At 39.5% G+C, this 20,793-nt stretch carries 14 protein-coding genes; 9 read left to right on the top strand and 5 right to left on the bottom strand.

Annotation, left to right across the window (positions count from 1 at the left end):
• Positions 1-230 precede the first annotated feature (230 nt).
• Both CRP01_RS40715 and CRP01_RS40720 read right to left on the bottom strand, forming a co-directional pair.
• Positions 231-1,742 (bottom strand): pentapeptide repeat-containing protein, encoded by a 1,512-nt coding sequence (locus CRP01_RS40715; RefSeq protein WP_170110755.1) that lies wholly within the window; start codon positions 1,740-1,742, stop codon positions 231-233.
• Positions 1,743-2,002: 260 nt separating this feature from the next.
• Entirely contained in the window at positions 2,003-2,515 is a 513-nt protein-coding gene (locus tag CRP01_RS40720; RefSeq protein WP_143473761.1) for a hypothetical protein, read from the bottom strand.
• Between the two features lie 839 nt (positions 2,516-3,354).
• Here CRP01_RS40720 and CRP01_RS40735 point away from each other — a divergent pair.
• Entirely contained in the window at positions 3,355-5,484 is a 2,130-nt protein-coding gene (locus CRP01_RS40735; RefSeq protein ID WP_099155868.1) for a methyltransferase domain-containing protein, read from the top strand.
• A 14-nt stretch (positions 5,485-5,498) separates the two neighbouring features.
• Here the strand turns inward: CRP01_RS40735 and CRP01_RS40740 are convergent, their stop codons facing one another.
• Complete coding sequence (locus CRP01_RS40740; protein WP_099155869.1) at positions 5,499-6,707, bottom strand: sulfotransferase family protein; 1,209 nt, start codon at positions 6,705-6,707, stop codon at positions 5,499-5,501.
• Between the two features lie 30 nt (positions 6,708-6,737).
• Positions 6,738-7,523 carry a radical SAM protein gene (locus CRP01_RS40745; RefSeq protein ID WP_099155870.1) on the bottom strand — a complete coding sequence of 262 codons (786 nt, stop codon included), beginning with the start codon at positions 7,521-7,523 and terminating at the stop codon, positions 6,738-6,740.
• Positions 7,524-8,221: 698 nt separating this feature from the next.
• On the opposite strand from CRP01_RS40745, the gene CRP01_RS40750 reads away from it, so the two are divergent.
• Positions 8,222-8,509: a hypothetical protein gene (locus tag CRP01_RS40750; protein WP_099155871.1), complete on the top strand. Its 288-nt coding sequence runs from the start codon at positions 8,222-8,224 to the stop codon at positions 8,507-8,509.
• 11 nt (positions 8,510-8,520) lie between these two features.
• Here CRP01_RS40750 and CRP01_RS40755 read toward each other — a convergent pair whose 3' ends face one another.
• Positions 8,521-8,844 (bottom strand): hypothetical protein, encoded by a 324-nt coding sequence (locus tag CRP01_RS40755; protein ID WP_099155872.1) that lies wholly within the window; start codon positions 8,842-8,844, stop codon positions 8,521-8,523.
• 257 nt (positions 8,845-9,101) lie between these two features.
• Between CRP01_RS40755 and CRP01_RS40760 the strand changes: the two genes are divergently transcribed.
• From CRP01_RS40760 to CRP01_RS40790, 7 genes are all read left to right on the top strand, one after another.
• Positions 9,102-9,320, top strand: coding sequence for a hypothetical protein (locus CRP01_RS40760; protein WP_099155873.1), 219 nt, complete (start codon positions 9,102-9,104; stop codon positions 9,318-9,320).
• A 272-nt stretch (positions 9,321-9,592) separates the two neighbouring features.
• Complete coding sequence (locus CRP01_RS40765) at positions 9,593-14,776, top strand: tetratricopeptide repeat protein (RefSeq protein WP_099155874.1); 5,184 nt, start codon at positions 9,593-9,595, stop codon at positions 14,774-14,776.
• Positions 14,766-15,182, top strand: a complete 417-nt coding sequence (locus tag CRP01_RS40770; protein ID WP_099155875.1) for a hypothetical protein — start codon at positions 14,766-14,768, stop codon at positions 15,180-15,182. The genes CRP01_RS40765 and CRP01_RS40770 overlap by 11 nt, the downstream gene beginning before the upstream one ends.
• 511 nt (positions 15,183-15,693) lie before the next feature.
• Entirely contained in the window at positions 15,694-16,710 is a 1,017-nt protein-coding gene (locus CRP01_RS40775; protein ID WP_099155876.1) for a hypothetical protein, read from the top strand.
• A gap of 84 nt (positions 16,711-16,794) precedes the next feature.
• Positions 16,795-17,331, top strand: coding sequence for a nucleotide exchange factor GrpE (grpE, locus tag CRP01_RS40780; RefSeq protein ID WP_170110756.1), 537 nt, complete (start codon positions 16,795-16,797; stop codon positions 17,329-17,331).
• A complete protein-coding gene (locus CRP01_RS40785) occupies positions 17,328-18,959 on the top strand; it encodes an Hsp70 family protein (protein ID WP_099155878.1) in 1,632 nt (543 codons plus the stop codon). The genes grpE and CRP01_RS40785 overlap by 4 nt, the downstream gene beginning before the upstream one ends.
• 31 nt (positions 18,960-18,990) lie before the next feature.
• A complete protein-coding gene (locus CRP01_RS40790) occupies positions 18,991-20,331 on the top strand; it encodes a hypothetical protein (protein WP_099155879.1) in 1,341 nt (446 codons plus the stop codon).
• Positions 20,332-20,793: the final 462 nt, after the last annotated feature.

The raw sequence follows: 20,793 nt of genomic DNA on the forward strand, positions 1-20,793 counted from the left end.
TGGGACCGTATAGACCTAGAATCATCAATCTTCGGATTTACAACTCCACAAGGGAAACGGCCAATAGCCAAATTTTATATCGAAGACTATCTCCTGGAGAATTTACAGGGACGGCCTAAGTAGGGAGGAGCACACCGAACCTGTTTTTTTTCTAAGGGCTGGCTCGGCCTACATCATTTAGGGTTTTCCCTCACTCTACTTTGTAAGATGAGAGGACGGGGCAAAAAACTTTATTGCTTTTCTACTATGATGAACGGACATGCAACTTCAGCATTTAGGATTTTTTTTGAATTTGGCCCTTTAATTACTTTATATTTTTGTAGTAATCTATCGCTATTTTTATGAATTTCTTCCTCTTTTATCTTTAACCATTCTTGTTTCATTACACAAACATTTTTGAAATTACATTGTGTGACAGTTGCACCTGAAAAATCGGTTTCAATCAAATCAGACTCTACAAAATTTGTACCAACTAAAAATGCATTTTGATATTTTGATCCTTGTAAACTAGTATTTAAAAAATCCACATTAGTGAATTTAGAACCATTGAAATTAGTAAACCAACTCAAGCAATTATTGAAAGAAACATTTTTTAACCAAACAAATTCCATATTCAAATCTGAAAGATCAACATCTGTGAATTTAGTTAGCTGGTAATTAGTTGCATATATAGAGGCCCCACTAAATATTGTTTTATTGAAAGAGGTAAGAGTAAATGCGGAACCAGTTAAATGAGCTCCACTAAAATTTGCTGAATCAAAATTTGTATTAAAAAATACTGTTTGAGTAGCTACTGCTCCCGTTAAGTTGCAAGAAGAACAGTCAATATTTATGAAGCTCGATTCGGGAAAATAGGAATTACTTAAATTTACGTTTTTTAAAAATTTGTTTTCCAGTCGTATTGAACCTATATCTGAATAAGAAAAATTAGCCTCTGCAAAAATTTTGCCCAATGACACAGTATCTAATCCGGCATACATCAATGATATAAAAAGTTGCCCTCTTTCCGGACTTAATAGACGTTTTGACAGATCTTTATTTTCTAGCAATTTATATGGCCTTAAGGATCTACTCAGGGCTATGATTCTCCCGATCAAATCGTCACTTATTCTGTACCCATGCTCTGTGTTTTGCCCACTTTGCGCTCTTTTTTCGTTACTTACTTCATCTAAAATATTACTCATTAAAAACACAAGTGAACTGATTCTAGTAGCATCCTGTAGATTACTTTGTATTTGGGTTTCTTTTACTTGTTCGTTTAATAACTCTGATTGGTATTCTACTTTCTTGTTTTGAACATTGAATAGAGAATTTTGCGCATCTAGAAGAGAGTTTTGTCTATTTAATAAATCATTCTGTGCACGCAAATAGTTAGACTGAGTACTAATCAAAATGTTTTGGGTGTCTATTTGTGAGTTTTGTTGTTTGAATAAATCGTTTTGCGTGTCTAATCTTTCGGTTTGTTCGCTTATAAGGTAATTCTGTTTAACCAAAAGAATTGTACCCATAACTCCTCCAATTAAAACTATTACACTAATCATCAGGGAAATCGATGAAAATATCATTCTATTTTTGATCAGTAGTTTAAGGCTTTTTGAAACCTGTTCTGCATTTTCTTCACCTAGCGATGGAAAAACTTTTAATATTAAAGAACTACTTGTTTTTTCGTATTTCTTAGTCGATAAATCTTGTTTCTTGAGACTGATATCTATGTTTGCAAACATTAAGAGTAATAAAAACAAACCTAATAAAATTAAAAGGGTAACTAGTACTCCCGAGAAGAAAATGGGCCCGTTTTCAAGGATTAGGTCCTTGGAATAGTAGAGAACTATACAACACAATATGCCTAATAAGAATCCAATGAATAAAATTAGAGATCTTCGGTTCATTACCACACTTTAAGGAAAAAATTGAATTGTTGTAAAGCAAGTCTGTCACTAACTTTCAGTCAAAGCCACTATTTTAAACTCTAAAATATACACTTTTCTGCATATCATTTTTCCTAAGCCGCCACTTCCCACTTCCGCCGAAACCGTCCCGGCACCTTAATCCGCTTCGGTTTATCCACCCTTACCCGGGCGTGTGCCGCCATTTCCATTTCCACCAGGGTGTCCATGCATGTACGAGCATTCGACAGATATTGTTTCCGGACATTATCGCTGATCTTGATCCTCAGCTCGTCTTCCGGATCGACAAAGACCTTGGCCAGGCTGATCAAAAAGTACTGGTATTCCTCCCTTAAGGCCGGTTCGCCTGTTTCGGGATCCACTACCTGGTCGTGACCGGTATCGGCCAGATCTTCGGCCAGTTCAGCACCCGATTCTTCCGGGTTATAGTTGATATTAAGCATTTTAGCCCCCGGATGGGCCTTTTTGGTACCGGCGTGGAATGCGCCGAACTTCCGGTAGAGTGGTTTGCCCTTAATGGCCGGCAGGATCTCCTCGATCAGTTTGAAGTCCAGGGTACCGTCTTCGTACATGGCCATCGGCTGAAAATGGTACTTAATGCACTCCATACAATTAACCTTCTTCTGTTCCTTGGCTTACATCTATATTATTGAGAGGAAAACCAAAATAAAGCCAAAAAAAAGAATTGCTAAATCTATCAAAAGCCATCGGACTGCCGATAAATAGCCCCTGAATACTGCAATCCCGATAAACACGCCACACATACCTAAAATGCCATTAAAAAGCAATATCACATCGGGAACCATAACCACAAATAACAGTGATGTAAAGTGATATAAGTAAAATAAGTTCAGGTGGTAGTAGGTCCAGTAAATGTTTAAACAAATTATCGAAATGCCGATAAATTGGGAGAGATAAGATTTTGTCTGTATCTGTTTTTTCATGGCCTTCATCAATTGATATAATCTTCCTCTATCCTAACAAAGGACAAGGAAATCATCACGATGTAGTTTATTCCCTAATAAACTTTTGGAAGTGCTTTTCGATTATGTCAAACTTTATCTAAAGATATAAATCCGGAGGACCTGGACGCAGCAAATGTGTACTTTCTACATGCAATGAAATAGTCTTGAAGCCCAGGGGCGAAGTTTTTTGGTTCAAATTTAAGTGGTCCAGACCGGATTCTGACAGTGTGATGAAAGTTGATGGTTTTCAATTCAGGTCTGTAATTCCAAGAACTCAGCAGCCTAAAGGATTTTCCCTTCAAGAACCACAATTTTTCAACCAGGATCAAAAAAGTGAAAAGCCGACCATTGCTTTGATATTCTTCAGAATTTCCTTATTCTGCAAAAAAGAGACCCGGAATATCCTTCGTAAACGTCTACTTTACTTGATGCTAAGCGGTTTCTCTTAATTGTCCCAAACTGCAAAGGCCTGCTACTGCTGTATGGATTATGTAAAATTAGCTCAACTTTTCCTCAAATACCCTGTCCGTTTTGTCAAGAACCTAAACAGGGAGAATATTAGTAAATACAAATACGCCATACAGACGGAAGATCCGAGGCAGATCCTGGAGAACATGGAGCGCTTCCTGTCCAACCTACCTTTAGTGACCCACTCCGCTCAGGACGGCGCATTACCCGCCCGGATCCGTGATTTTGTGGCTGAGCTGGAAGTGCTTACTGCCCAAAGATCAAAGACGGTTATCTTATTTGTTTCCCACGAAACTACCCTGACGGGAGCGCCCCTGATCATCCATCGGGTAGCCCGGCATTTTCAGGATCACCACGAGATTTTTCCGGTATTTCTGTTGCTCAAAGGGGGGAAGATCCGGGATCTGTTTGTCAAGGAGTTTGCCTCCTATCCGTTTCCCGAAACCTTGTCGGAATTTGAAAAGGGCAAAGAACTGCAAAAGCTATTGCCGGCAATAATGGCAAAAATTCCCATTGAATACGCTTTTGTCAATTCGGCAGAATCCAGGTTTGTTCTACCCCTTTTAAAAAGGTCAAAAATTCCAAAGATTATTTCTCTGGTGCATGAGATGGGGAATCTTTATCCAAAAAATTCGTGGCGGGGCATCAGCCGGTATTCTGATCAGGTGGTTTTCCCGTGTGAATTTGTACGGGAAAAAGCCATGGAAAACTACCGGTTTCCGGCATCGATTGTTTCCATTAAAGGTCAGGGCCTGCTGAAGCCCGAGATCTTCGAGGCGGATGTCTCCCAATGCCGGCAATTTGTGAGAAAGCAGTTAGGGATTCCGGAAAATGCCAGGATCGTTCTTTCTTGCGGAACACCGATTGCCCGCAAAGGCATCGACATTTTCGTTTTTACGGCCATATCAACTTTATCCAAATGGACCGACGCCGCACCGCTGTATTTTCTCTGGATCGGAGATGCTCCGGATAATTACTACCAACAATGGTCTCGCAGGGATATTGAGTTTTCCAGTTGGTCGGAAAACATCCTGTTGATGGATTCCCAGGATGATACCATCCCCTGGTTTGTCGGCAGCGATATTTTCCTGCTGACCTCCCGCGGAGATCCTTTCCCCTGCGTAGTGCACGAAGCCCTGGCCGCGGGCCTGCAGGTGGTCGGATTTGAAAATACCGGGGGCATAAAGGAAATGTTGCCGCCGCAGGCTGCGGTACTTCATCCGTATGGTGACCTTGCTGCAGCGAGTAGTTCGATCATCTTCCATTTACAAAACGCCAATCCGGAGATTAGGACATCGATCGTTAATTACGCAAAACAGCATCTGAACTATAGGAATTACAGTAAATACCTTTTTGAACTGACCGAGAAAAAGACCGAGCCCAGGGAAGACATGTATCCCCTGAGGGATGAATTACCGGTTCCTCCTCCATCCCTTATGCACTACCGGGAATCGGCGGAAAGTCATTTAAAAGCTGGTAAAAGAGAAGTCGACAGCATCCGGACCTGCCTGCAAAATAGCGGCTACAATTTTTCCAGCTTTAAGCGGGTACTCGAATTCGGATGTAATAACTGCCGCTTACTTCGGTGGTTCTACGAAGAAGACGAACGGAAGGAGCTATGGGGGTGTGATGTGGATGAACAAGCGATAAAGTGGAGCAAAGACAACCTGGGGGAAGTCATCAATGTGGTACATAATAACCACTATCCTTCGCTCGACTTTGCGGACAACTACTTCGAGTTGGTATTCGCCGGGTCGATCTTTACGCATATCGATAACAATGCGCAGGACTGGTTGGATGAATTGACCCGGATTACCCGCCCCGGAGGTCTGCTGTATCTGACGTTTTTAGATGAACACAGTATGTATACGCTGGCCAATGAACCGAACCGGCCCGTCTACCAACGAGTAGCCGCACACCGCGAGGCCGCGAAAATATGGAAAGGCGAATTTCACCGGATAGGCTTCCTCCCCGATAAAGGTGATAAGACTGCAGATCTGATCCTATGCCATTCTGATTACATCAAGAACATGCATAACGAGAATCTGGAGTTAATCCAGGTAATGAAAAAAGCTTATTCTGGTTTTCAGACGGCTTATCTGTTTAGAAAGAAATTGCAGGAAAACGGGACTGATCTCCCATGACTTATCCTGGATCATCAGAATGACTGCAGTAGCTGCATTTCGAGCAACTTGTAATTATAATTTTGGGAGCCCGCCTCATTGGCGATCTGTATCTTGACGATGGGCTGGCTAGACACCAACCGAAGTTGAACCTGCTTAACTTCCAGGCTCCGTAGATTGATCTCCTGCACCAGCTGAATGACCTGACTCCGCTGGTTGATTTCCTCAATTCTGACGGTAACCCCTGGTCCGCTTAATTTTGGATTGAGCATACTAAACCGGATACCGGTCGGCGGGACCGGTAGGCTTATAAAAATGGAGAGCTTGTCTTCCATTATTGAGTTGGGATGTAATTGAAAGGGCTGAAGCACATCCTGAGGAATGAGGTTCCACGGGGTAAGCGCATTGATCGCTTTTACAACTGACCTGCGGTTTCTTCCCGAAAAAAGAAACGACTCATCAGCTTGAAAATTATCAATTTGAGCCCGACTGATCGGGTATCCTCCCAAATTCATGGACCCTTCACAGATGGTCAAAAAAGTTGCTTTCTCCTCCTCGCTCCACGGGGTTTCCTCCAAGGCAATATAAGATGAAGTAAGGGCAGCCGTTTTTTCTACCGGATTACCCAACAAATATTTTTTCAATCTGCCTTTAAGGCCGGCCGAAGCATCGATCTCTAAAAAATACAGCAACTTAGTAATCAACAGATCCGGGCATTTGATATAGGCTAATTGATCAATGACCAGACTACGATCGGAAAAATCTTTGGTGAAAAAGGACAGCATACACGCTGACCATTCGGTACAATAGTCGGCACTAAATTTCCCGTTCCCGAATTTTCTGGATTGGGAGAGCACGTTTTCAATACCACGTCGCTTCATATAAATGATCCTTGCTTCCGGAAATAGTTCCAACATTAGCGGAAGCGCCTGGATCGCATAGCGGTTGGGCGTTTTTAGAAACCAGGGCTTATCTCCGTAGAATTGCGTCAAATACTGCTTGAACAATTGCTTTAGATCCTCTTCTATCTTCAGGTTCGGATCGAATAAAAGCACATTGGAGGTGGGATCAAAACCCGCGCTTAAAGACCGGCAGTGATCCCTTGTGGTTTGAAGCAACTTATCGAGGAGGGTGAAGATGTGAGCCTCATTATGGCCGGCATATCCCAGGATATGTCGCATCGCACTCATCATCATAGAGGTTCCGGACCGGGGAGCACCGACAATAATTATAGGTGATCTCATGAGTAGCGTCTTTTCGTGGATTGGTGCTGATTAACGAGAGTTGCGGTGGGCCTCCTTACCATATTGCCGGATAGCCGGCGAATCAACAAAAAACAAACCGACCTGATCCCCGTAATTCTTCTCGATCTCGGACTTCAAGCGCTGAAAGCGACCTGGCGGTAACAATAGTTTTTCCATTTTTTGATGATCAACAATAGGGCTTCTGGGATCGTGGAACATTTCCCGGAAATGAAATCTTTTAGCTCCGATTGCCACTCCTTTGTGCACCAGCAGATCCATTTCATCCACATTAGCCTGCGTTACCGTAGCTATGAACTGTACGGTCACTTCCGGGCAGGTTTCGCAAAATTGCTTTACATTTCTAAACACCCGTTCCAGTTTGGCGCCACCCCTTAATTCACTAAAGGTCTTTTCATTGACGGTATCGATAGAAATGGAAAGATGCGTTAAACCTGCTTCCACCATGGCCCGGGCATCGTGCCGGTTCAGCAACGTTCCATTGGTATGTACCTTAAATTGCCGGCTGGGCTTTGCTGGAGATTCCGCGATCATTTGTAACAACCCAACCATGCGCTTGTCAAGAGAAGGTTCCATCTGGCAGCCAATCTGAAAATTTTCAATCGTTAGCACATGATGATGAATGAATCGCTCAAATTTTTCGAGATCGATCATCTGTTTGGTGCGCGGATTATGGCAATACACACAGTGTAAATTGCAATTATCTACCGAATCAAAACCTATCCAGGAAAAGGCCTGAGGCGGTTGCTCCAGCATCTTATCAATATTCTTGACATTGAGATAGGCATTTATGCTCATGCTATTACTTTGATCGTCAGATAGTCAGTCGTCTTTCTAAATCTTCTTTCGACTGCTTAGATTACGATTTGAACCGGTACGCGAACGTACTATTGGTGATCATCTGGTTACTCATCAAGTTATAAAAAATGATGAGGATTTCCAGGGCAAATTTTGGATAATGTGATTAAGTCTGGAGCAAAGTGACCAGTGGTGGAGGCTGTAGAATGATTGTTCGTCTGTGGGATTGAGAGGACTGTGAGATTGGTTGTTGTTTTCTTATGTAAGCCTCTTGGCGTTTAATGCGATGAGCGTGTTGTAAAGGGGGATCCAGAATGGCAGAAGCAGGGTAGATTGCTGTAGGAGCTGATGCTGGTTTTAGCTTGATATAGGATAGGAGCTACGATTATGTTGGCGCGTTTTGGATGGCGCTGGGAATTTGAGTGAAATTGTTCCGTGTCTAACTCGCTGAAACACAATAAAAAAAGCCTTGACTCCTGAGAATCAAGGCTTTCCGCGGTTCTTTTGTTTTAAACCTAAGCGGTCCGGACGGGACTTTGGACCGGCCGGTGTAACTTGCTCGTTTTCCGCTGCTTACCCCTGGTTGCTTGGCAATTGTAAAAAATATTGTACAGAAATTGAATAGAGGGCAAGATATGGAAATCCAGTGAATGGTTTTGCGTAAATTGTGAGAATTCGTAGGTAAAAGTTGAAGAACCATGATCAATGATGAAGAAGGTAAGGTGCTTCACGATAAAGCCTCCAGAGGTAAGCAATTATCGGAAGTCGAACTACGGCAACTGGAAGAATGGTATGCCTGCCAGGATCATCTGGAGTCGGAGGCTATTCAATTACCGGCCAATCATACGGTGATTGCTGATCTTCAGGATCAGATAGGGCAAGCTTTGGACGAACTGAGCAAACTTACTAATCGGATTAAGAAAGTCGCTACCGAGAATGAGCAGCTTCGCCAGGAAAATACTATCCTTTTGACAAAGGTAAAATAGCTTTCAGGGATTCATCCCTGCAGTTTTTCTTCCAATGCTTTCAATTCTTCAACTATGAAAACTGGAGGATTCCCGGATAAGCCAAGAGTGATCAAAGCTTTGACTTCATGGTATTTACCACAATTCAAGGCCAGGGCTGCAGCACTGCGGATAAGGATATATCTGGATTCACTTTCCTGCTGGTCCTCTCCAATAGCGATAGCCGCTTCCTTTTCCAGATCAAAAGCTTTTTCAAAAAGTGCGGTGGAAGCTTGGTTATTACCTTCCATCCGGGCCAGTAGGGCCTCGTCTGCAAATTCCATCGCCTTGTTATGAAGAACCGTTACAATATTCATTTTATAACAAATTTTGCGGTTGGGGTGCCAAATTCTACAATGATGATGAGCCCGGGTAATTGTGTGGAGTCGGATTGCTCCTCATGTTTTGTTTAATTTGACCCCTTATATTACTATTTTTAGAGGAGATAAGACATCCATCGAGACTAATAAGAGTAAATCTTTTAACCGAAAATCAAGAAATTTAAACCCCACTTCACTATTTTTGATGATGTCCTCTAAATTTGAAATAAATATGTTTTATTTAAAAAAATCATATGGCACAACAAATCAGTCCCATTAAATTTGTTTGTTATACTTGTAAAGTAGAAAATACTTATCCTGCTATAAAAGGTGACAAAAAAGACAGTGCCAAGACTGTCATCAAACGTTGTCTTAATTGCAGCACTGAAAATCTAATAGAACTCCCTGACGGTTGGAGTGTTGAACGCACGGGAATAATAGTACGGGGTATGGAGCCAAATGAAAATGATTAACCTTCTTCGATCATTTGCCCGTAGAGACATAGATGTTAAGAGTACTTTCGCTAATACTTTTGTTTAAGATGTGGTTTTCATGATTATTTGTTTATTCTATGTTGAGCTGATTATTGGGAATCGATTATTCGAAAGGGATGAATAGTTCAGAGCTCAAGTGTTGTCAAGATCAACTTATAATACTTCTTGGTGATTTTTAGCATAATCAAAAGAAGAGGCTAGGCTTACCTTGAAAAACCATAACAATCAGAAATTCAAACAGAGTATCTTCTATGATAATTGAACTCCAGCTTTCTCCTATTCAAGAAAAAGACCTTGAACATATTGGGGCGCAATTCAATAGTGAAATAGAGGCCGGACAATTTCCTAAAGCAAGTACTCTGGGTTCACTTAAAAAGAAATTGAAGAAGGCCTTATTTAGTCAAAATAACTTTAAGAAAAATTGGGATAAAGCGAAAGAAAAATTCAATAAAGAATCCCTTTGTATTGTTCACGCCAAAACAACTATTTTAAATTTACCTTGGCAATTGGCAATCGAGGAGAATTTCGACTGGCCACTATTCAAAGGTGGGAGATATAACTTATCGCCTCATCAGTCTTTGCTTGGATCTCCTTTGAAAATTCTTTTTATGATTTCCACACCTAGGGGTGTGACTAGATTGAATTTTGAGCAAGAAGAAGAGATGCTCCTCATATCGCTTTTACCATTAATGGGTAAAGGGTTGGTAGAAGTTCATTTCACAAATAATGGTTCGATAGAAGATTTAGAAAAAAAACTATTTGAAAATAAATTCCATGTTTTACATTTTTCAGGTCATGGTAGCTATAAGGCTGGAAAAGGAACATTAGCGTTTGAAACTCAATTAACAGGAACTCTGAAAAAAACTGAGGTTTCTACTTTAAACTCCTTATTTGAAAAGTTTAAGAAAAAGAGACATCTTCCTGACTTAGTAGTACTTGCCGCATGTAAAACTGCACAAGGAGAGAATACTGAACTCTCTAGCATTGCTTATTCCTTGATTCAAGGAGATGTTCCAGCTGTTATTGCAATGACATCAAGTATTTTGGATGATTGTGCTTCTTGTTTTACCTCTTCTTTATATGACTTTTTATCTCAGGGTTTAGACTTACCCAATGCTTTCCAAAAAGCAACTAAAGCACTTAGGGCATTTGAAGTTCAAAGGTATACACCTTACAGACTTCGCACAGTAGATGATCAGGTTTTGGCTTCTGGACAATGGCTTATTCCGCAATTATTTATGAACCAACAAGTAAATCAACTAGTAAATAAGGACTCTGTTAGAAGCCAACTGGAATTTACTTTTGACTACAACTTATTAAAAAAGGAAGAAAACTTAGTAGGTATTCTTGAACGCCATCCTAATTACGTTTTTGCTGGTCGACGACATGAGGTTCAATTCGCTTTTCAAGCTCTAGAAAGGAAAAATTCAATTTTAATAGTAGGCCAAGGAGGGGTTGGTAAAACAGCATTAGCAGAACATTTGGCTATAAGCCTGATGGCCTTCGATCCACAAGTCAAAGTATTCACTCATAGTGAAAAAACACCAACTGCTGACAGTATGCTCAGGCAAATGCAGAATTATTTAGTCAAAGAAAAACAAAACCTGTCAATTGTTGGTGAATTAGCTCTACTGGAAAAACTTGATGAAAGGTTTAGTTATCTACTAGAAAAAATTAGTCAACATTGTAAACCACTTTTTATTTTTGACAATATAGAAACCTTTCAGAAATATGATAATCATGAATCTTCATGGTTATGGGATGTAAATAAACATGAGGATGTATTAACAATTATTCAACTTTTGGAAAGGAGTTCAACTTATTATCCCATCATTATAACAGGACGTTACCCCGTAAAAGAGTTTCCAACTTGGGAGATATGTCATCTAAATAATGTGCCATTCAGTGATTTCCTTAAAAAATGCTGGCAGCTCTCGTTTACTGAATTATTCTCCAAGTTGGAACAAGAGAAATTATTGTGGACAAGATTTAAAATGGAAGGCACAAAGAATATTACTTCCGTTAAGGTAGCACAGCTGCTATATGATACACTCGGCGGCAACTACCGTGCCCTAGAGTTTTTGAAGGAAACCTACATATTAGATAAAGACAATATATCCAGTCTACTAGAAAACCTATCCGGCTTGAAAGATAATATCAAAAAGTCGGAAGTACTTAACCGTATGAGCGAAAATCTAGTTTTTGATCGGTTGCTTGCCTATTTGAATGTTGAAGACCGAGATACACTTTCTATTCTTGCTCATTTTAGTATACCAGTGCTACCAATGGCAGTAAGTATGCAGCGGAATAACCAAGATCGCAGCTTTGTACTTACACGCTTAGTGAATCTCACGTTCGTAGAAAGACATAAAGGACCAGAAGGATACACATGGTACTATGTTGCCCCGCTAGTGAAAGATCTTTTAAAAGAAGTTACGTTTGAACAGACTTCCTTTTCTTTACTAAAAGCCGCAGCATATCATGAATATATATTTGATGAAAATTTAGGTTTTAATGTATTAGAAGAACTTACGCAATCTTTTGGGTGGTATTACAGAATGAAAAATGTGGAAGGAGTAAATAGGACTGGAAACCTATTAAATATCACGTACTATTATTTTAATCAATTAATTGTGGCGCTGGAGTATGGGCTTCGAACTTGGGAAGTAGCGAAAGAAACTACAAGTACAACCTTATTAAATCGAATTGGAAACACTTATTATGAAATTGGAGAGTATAAAGCCGCATTAGAAATCATAAACGAGGTTAAGGCAAGATGTGAAAATAATAATGATCGTGAGCAAGAAGGTGCTGCCTTGTTCAATATGAGCTTAATTTTTCAGGTCAAGGGTGACTATGATATGGCACTGAATTACCTGCAAAAGTCGCTACAAATTGCACAAGAAATTGGAGATCACAATGGGAAGGGCAGAGCTTTGAACAATATTGGCTTAATAAAGCTGGCACAAGGCCAATACGATATGGCATTAATGGATTTGGAAAAATCTCTTCAAATCAGACGGGCAATCGGAGACCTTGGAGAAGTCAGTACAATATTAAGTAGTATTGGTATGATTTATCATCATAAAGGAGCATATGACAAAGCTCTAAATTACTTAGACGAATCCCTAAAGGTTGCACACGAAATTGGAAGACGTAAGGATGAGGCTTCAATTTTGAACAATATAAGTGTATTAGACATCAAACAAAATAACTATGATAAAGCGTTGCTCCGACTTCAGAAATCCTTACAAATTGCACAGGAAATTGGACTATATAACGACCAACATACAGCCTTGAATAATATTGGCCAAATTTATCATCGTCAAGGACACTATGACAAAGCCCTAAATTACTACCAGCAATCAATTCAATTGCAGGAAAGTGTCGGGAATCGTGAGAGTATTGGTACAACATTAAATAACATCGGCCTAATTTATTACAATAAAAGGGACTATGAAAATGCAATGAACTTTTACAATAAGTCCTTAGATGTTGTACAAGATATTGGATACCGTCGAGGAGAGAGTCTAACCTTGGACAATATCGGACAAATTTATTACGATGAGAGAGATTATGATAAGGCGATGAATTTTTATCAACAATCCTTACAGATTGCCGAAGACATTGGAAATCGTGAACAAGCAAGCAATACGCTGAGCAATATTGGTCTCATTTATAACAAGAAGGGAGAATATGATGAGGCGATAAATTTTTATCAACAATCCCTAAAGATTAGTGAAGATATTGGAGATCTTCAAGGAGCGAGTATAACCTTGAACAATATTGGTCTCGTGTATCTTAATAGAGAAAACTATGATATGGCAATTAATTTTTATCAACAATCCGTGCGGATTGCAAAAAACATTGGATACCGTCGAGGAGAGAGTCTAACATTAAACAGCATTGGACTTATTTATGATAAGAAAGGGAAATATGATGAGGCGATGAATTTTTATCAACAGTCATTGGTAATTGCCCAAGATATTGGATATCATGAACAAATGAGTACAACTTTGAATAATATTGGCCTCATCTATGATAAGAAAGAAAACTACGGAGAAGCGATAGATTTTTATCAACAGTCTCTCCAGATGGCTAAAGATATTGGATATCGCGAACAAATGAGTACTACTTTAAGCAATATCGGCCTCATTTATCAAAATATAGAAAGCTATGATGAGGCAATAAATAGTTATCAAGAATCCCTTCAGATTGTAAAAGACATTGGACATCTTGAAAAAGCAGGTGCAATATTAAGCAATATAGGTTTAAGTTATCAAGCCAAAGGTGAATATGACGAAGCTATACACTACCTGTTACAGTCCCTCAAGGTTAGTCAAGAACTTAGTGATTATAAGCAAGAGCTTGTTGTTCTGTCCAATATTGGTCAATTTTATCAGAATTTGCAGGACTTTGACAATGCTCTAGATTATTTATTACAATCTCTACAAATTATCCGGCAAATTGGATATACGAAAGGGGAAAAAATTGTTTTACTCTACATCTGTGAGGTTTATCTGGATATAGGAAACTATGATATGGCTCTGTATTATCTACAACAATCTCTTGAGATTATAAGAAGAGCTGGGGAGCGTTTGGAGGAGGGAACAACGTTAAAAAAAATAGGGCTTATTTACGATGCAAAAAGAGATTTTGATAAAGCTTTATATTTTCTACAGCAATCTCTTCAAATTGAACAAGAAACTGGTGATAAGCAAGAAGTCAGTGCGATATTGTATAATATTGGTCTAATTCATAAGGATAAAAAAGAATATGATAAGGCATTACATTTTCTACAGCAATCTCTTCAAATTGAACAGGAAATTGGTGATCAGCAAGAAGTCAGTGCGCTATTGTATGACATTGGTCTAATTCATAAGGATAAAGAAGATTATGACAGTGCATTGTATTTTCTACAGCAATCTCTTCAAATTGAACAAGAAATTGGGAATAAAGAGGAAGTTGGTGCGATATTGCACGATATTGGTTCAATTTATAAGGAGAAAGAAGATTATGATAGGGCACTGCATTTTCTAAAACAATCTCTCCAAATTTCACAAGAAACCGAGGATAGAGAATTAGAGGGAGTGATTTTGAATAAAATTGGTTTGGCTATTTACCACGCAGAAGAAGACCCCAACAAGGCTCTTGTCTACATGCAACAATCCTTTCAAATCAAAAAAGAATTTGATGATTATAATGGAATGGCCACTGTATTTTATAACATTGGATCAATTTTATATGGACAAAACCGATACGATGAGGCTGTTCCTCCGTTTTATCATTCCTTTAAGATTTGGAATAAAATAGGCTCTAGTAATGCACAATTACCTACCGATCGCCTTGAAGCTATCGTAGCGAAGATAGGTGAAGAAAAAGTAATCCAAATATTTACTGATATCAAACAAAAAAAGATAAGCTATGTCAAATAAGCAACCTTTGGCAAAGAGCAGTCATCCAAGCACTGCTGATTCTGATTGGTTGGAATATGCACAAAAAGAGCAACAGCAAGCACCTAAGCATGTTGAAGAGACAGCAAAGTATCTCGCAGCGGTGATATCCATTTCCCTTACTATCTTTCTCGGGCAATCTTCTGATGAAATTGTCTCTGATGCTAAAGAGTTTTTAGATTGGGGAGCGCTTCTTTGGGGTATATCGGCGGTGATTTCATTCTTCGTCTTTTTTCCTTGGGCTTATCATTACAATCCACAATCTCCCGATAGCATTCGTAAAACTTATAGCCGCATCACTCGTATAAAGCGATGGCTCTTGATTGCGGCCGTTCTTTGTTATTTAACAGCTTTAGGGTTTGGGATTTTGGGATTTTTAAATAGATGAAGTGTTAATACAGTACCAGTGAGATGGTCGTTTTTGTGCATTTCCACTATCTTCAGATTAAAAGCTTTTCAACTAAATTACATCGACAGTTTTCGTATAAATTAATGAAGATGTTCCAGCGGGTGGGTGGTCTTGTTTGTTGCAGTAGAGGCTGTTCTTCGGCATGATGTGCTGCCTTTTACATACAGTCCCGGTTACTTCAGATCTCACCTCGCGGTGGCCACCCTTGCACCTAATTGCACTCACTTACTCTATGAGATAGGAGAGCTTTCATCTCTCTAGAGTATACCGATTCGTTATCTTTGACCGTAGTGATACCCATTCGGAGCACACACAAAAGCTACGACGTTCATGCTAATTCTTCGCACGGCGAGTAACCAACCAGCACTTTCTGCGCAACCAATCGAATGACTGATCAGACAAAATATAAATTTTTCAAATAACTACTTTTTGTTGAGGGTGATTATTTAAGATTTACCTACTTTGCTTTTCTTTGAACCAATGATCACTCATGTTAAGAAAATTTCTAATTGTTTCACTACTGCTTATTATAACTATTTCTTCCACTTTCGCTCAGTGTGAAATAAAGAAAGTCTGGAAAATTGACAGCCTTTCAGATCATTTAGCCAATTATTGGTCCGAAGTCGATGAGGTTGATATCAATAATGAAAAGATGCTATTTATTCGTTCAGATGATGGCGGCTGTGAAATCTTAGGCTGTCCAGACTGGGCGATAAAGAACAATATACTTTCTATAGAATACGGTGTAGATGATACATTAAAAGCCGAACTTGAATTTCAAGGGTGTGATATTGTACACTTTTACAACATAGGATCAAATAAAAATGAAAAATTGTTTGTCCTATTTGCTAATACTAGCACTCGTTGTGATTTTCCGATTGATGTCGCTGCTTGCAATGTAGCCTTTGGAAATCCTAATACCCCCTCCCAATCAGAGCCAGGGCAGGCAGCACTTGAGTGTCCGAACTTAGCATTGGTATTCTTAATTGGCTACCTCCTTCTCTTAATTACCTGGATAGTATTGAGATTTACGAAAAGCACTAATATCAGTAATAAAGCGTGGATAGCTATTTGCCTGTGGTGTGCTTTTTTCCTCTTTATCGACGATGAACGGTGTATTGGTTATCTGTGTTTGCTCTTATTTGTACTCCATCTTTCTATTACAGTTGTGTTCTTATTAAGCAAATTCAAAGTTATAAACTCGGTAGGAAAGCTATTTTTCTACGGTATCTATTCAGGTTTAATTGTTTTATTCGAATATGTGTACAGATACGGGAGTTCCAATTTAGATAATCTTATGTATTTTACAGCAGTCCCAGTTTTAGTGTTCTTAATTGGTGGTGGACTATTTTTTCAGCTGATCAGAGATGCTTACACTTTAGGTTTTGGGAAGCTATCAACCAATCTATTTGCTGCCGCAGTTGTATATTGGGTGCCATATGTATTCATAATTTCTAACCGAAGAGATGTTGTAGACTTTTTTCTTAGCATGCTTGCCTTATCTTAAGTTTTTATTCGATAAGTGAAGTTGTTGGATAATTCAATAGAAGTGAGTATTATTGCTAACTCTCTTTAAATATCTTTTAATACCGTGAACCCAGAAGATACACAACAGCCTCAAAGTGAAGAAGAGAACTCTTTAGAATTAGAGTTCTTAAAAGAAATCAAGGTCCTAATCGAAAATAACCTTGCCCAGGTCCATAAGCAAAGCTCTTTTAAAGATGAAACGATAGATCGTCTTCAAAAGCTCGTATATAGCTACGAAAAAGGATTTATTCCCTCTATCAAAGAGCCCTTACTCAAAGACCTGATCCTTTTCAAGGACTCGTTCAATAAATTTCGCACTATGTTCTCAGAATCTTCTGAAACTTTACTTCGCGAAATCGACTTCTTGAACGATGAGATCGAAGATATTTTCTATACGCATGATGTAGATATCATCCAAGTCGAAGGAGATGATTACGATCGAGAACTGCAAATTGTCCGAAAAAAAATTCCTACCGATAATCAAGCCCTTCATAGGAAAATCGTAGAAGTTCTGAAAGACGGCTATAAATCCGGTGAAAAAATCCTGCGTAAGCAGGAAGTCGCTGTATATATCATAAACGACCAAACCTCTCAGTCATGAGCAATCAAAATATTATTCTTGGAATTGACCTTGGAACAACCTATTCAGCAATGGCCTATGTGGATGAACATGGCGATGCCAAGATTATTCCAAACAGTGATAACGAGCGGATTACTCCTTCCGTGGTTTTCTTCGAAACTTCAGATAATATAATCGTTGGCAAGAACGCCAAGGATGAAGCTGAAATGAGTCCCGAAAGTGTTGTCTCTTTTGTTAAACGTGAAATGGGTAAAAAGAAAGACCAGGTTCGTATCGAAGAGATTAGCCCGGGTATTTTCAGTGACCCAAAGCCATATACATTTTTTGGAACAACCTATGCGCCCGAGACGATTTCCTCACTTATCTTGAAAAAGCTCAAATCTGATGCTGAAAAGTACTTCAATGGCCAGGAGATCAAAGATGCGGTGATCACAGTACCTGCTTATTTTAATGAATCAGAAAAGAAGGCTACCAAAGATGCTGGTACTCAGGCAGGCTTAAATGTCTTACAGATCATCAATGAGCCAACAGCTGCAGCCATCGCATATGGGCTTGAAGGAAGTCAGGGGAATGAAAAAGTTTTTGTATTTGATCTTGGCGGCGGTACTTTCGATATTACCATTTTGGATATCAAGGGAAGTGGAGATTCTCGTATTATAGATGTCATTGATAGCGACGGAGACCACAAGCTCGGCGGTAAAGATTGGGATGATGCCATTATCAACTATGCTTGTGAGCAATATAGCCTAGAGAGCAGCGAAAATCCGCGCGAAGACCTTGAAGGTTTTGCTGATTTAAGAAATCGTGCGGAAAATCTTAAAAAACAGCTTTCAGAAAAGACAAGTAGCCGTTTCAATATGAGCTGTCACGGCGACAAAGTCCGTATCGAAATTGATCGAGAACAGTTTAAAGAGCTTACTCAAGACCTCATGACGGAGGTGGAAACCATGTGCGAAATTCTTCTAAAGAGAAATAAACTCACCTGGGATCAAATCGATACCATCCTATTGGTGGGCGGGTCAACGCGAATGCCGATGATCAAGGAAATGCTCACGTCTTTAACCGGCAAAGATATTCGTGATGATCTTGTCCAGCCGGACGAATGTGTGGCTTTAGGAGCTGCTATGCGTGGTGTGATGATTAAGGTAAGTAGTGGATCGCCTGACGTTGCTGCTCTATCAGAGCAAGTCGTTGAAAAATACGGCAGTAACTCCCTTGCAGTCAATGATATTCTCTCGAAATCTATTGGAACGAGTGCCTACACGCGTCTTGAAGATGGTTCAGAAGCAATCCGTGTTTCAAAAATATTCGAACGTCGAATGCCGTTACCGAACACAAAATCTAAACAATTTTATACACGCGGAGAAAGTTCAACAGGTGTTCCTATCGATGTACTTGAGGGCGAAAGTGACCTTCCAGAAAACTGCCGTCTTTTGACGGAAAAGACCCTTGAGTTCAATCGTCCCATGCCTAAAGGGTCACCGATTGAGATCACTTTTTCTATGGATCATAGTGGCCTTCTGCATATCACAGCAAGAGACCTGACTGATGGCGCAGAGATTAAGTTTGAAATTGAGCGCAAAGACAACCTTTCAGCATTAGAAATAGCAGAAGGGACGGCCCTTGTTGGATCTTTAAATGTTGAATAATTAAATTATATCTCCCTAGTATACTAGTATAATGGCAAAAGACATCAAAACGATTGCTGAAGAATGTTCTGAGCTGGGTTACTTTCCCAATTATTATGAAATTCTTGGCCTTAAGGATTTCAGCCCTCATGATACTAATGCTCGGTCTGATCGAATGACGAAGGCGAGAGACCAGATTCTCGATAAGCATCTTTTAAAGACCTTCCAGAAATTCGTTAACGAAGCTGATACCATTCTTAAAAACCCTGCAACGAAAAAGCAGTATGACGTTAAACTCCAACAGCATTTGGATAAATCGGCCAATGCTCAGGGGGGAGTATCTGTCTCTTATGGAATGCCCAAACTAGGTGTAGACGGTTTCAACGTTCAAGACGGACGTCTTGTTCTTGAGGAGATGCGTCCAAATATCAAGATCCCAACCAAAATTGATATCAAAAACGTTGCCAACACTGGAATTTTGAATGCAACGGTTTCGGTTCCCCATACAACTAAATGGCTTAATATCGATACAAACAGAATTACGCAAAACGAACTTCATAAGCCACTCACTGTAACCGTCGACACTAGCCATGAGTCCTTTTCATCCGGCAGCAATTCATCAAGTATTGAATTTGTTTACCAAACTGATAAAGGCCAAAAGAAATTTACTTTACCGGTTGTTGTCACTCTTGAAGGCCTACTAAAGAAAACTAAGAGAATTCTGAAGTTTTCCAATATCGGTTTTGGTATTATATACGGTATTTTAATGCTGACCCTACTCAATACAGGGGCTTTCTCAGATAATAGCTTCATAACCAAGATTCTTGTTTTTTTCAGTATAGGCTTTCTTGGCTATACACTTTATCATATGAGTAAAGCCAATGATTTTTCTGAATTTTATGAACGAGGTCGTAACCGTTGGACATGGGGTGGCGTAGGGCTGCTAATAATTTTTTTTGGGAATTTTCAAGCCTTTTTACTTTTTATGATTCCTGTATCGGTCGCTTTTGCGCTACGTTATATGGCTAAGAATAGCATTATGCCGGAATTTATAAAATATGTTCCGCTTTTAGGCCTGCTGTTCTTTACATTCATATTTTTATCTTCCGGTACTTTCCGAGACAGTATATTTTCTAGCAGCATTGCAAGTCCTCCTCTCCAGCAAGAACAAATTTCTCCTGCGCAAAAGACACCTGTAGTTGTTCTTAAAACTGACGTTAATCTGCGAGATCAACCTAACCCTCAAGCTGGATTAATCGGGAAAGGTTTAGGTGGAAATAAGTATGAAATCGTAGAGTTTTCTCCAAATAGTTCTTGGCAAAAAGTAAAAGTTGGTGAACAGATTGGATATATGTTTATCAATGACCAAACGGGAACCATTGTCATAGAATGATGGCATATCTTTTATTGTGAAGTTCGAAATCTAAACAAAGACTGAACTATCAACTGAACTGTTGAAAATGACATTGTCATTTTTTTTGTTTAAGCTACTTGGCAGTAATAATGATGTAAGGATGAGGTTTCCGAAAAGCCTAGTGTTCATAAGGCTTCCCACATATGCCATCCTTACATGTTTATTACCGCCGAAAGGTTTTGTATTTCATTTTACTTCTGAATATTGGAGGTAAATCTTAACATACAAGCTACTAAACGCCATAATGGCGGATACAAAGAGTTACCGCGCCATACGTCGCTTCGCTCCGTTGCCGCGCAATGTAATAATGAAACTATTCTAGGTAGGCCATCCCTGTAAATTCTAGGTGATTAACTTTCAATAAATTAGCTTAGGAAAAGGCAAATAAAATACCCCGAATCTAGGCACATTTGCCTATTTTCGGGGTAAACATTTTATTAG

It is taken from the genome of Flavilitoribacter nigricans DSM 23189 = NBRC 102662 (assembly GCF_002646595.1).
GTDB classification, from domain to species: Bacteria; Bacteroidota; Bacteroidia; order Chitinophagales; family Saprospiraceae; genus Flavilitoribacter; species Flavilitoribacter nigricans.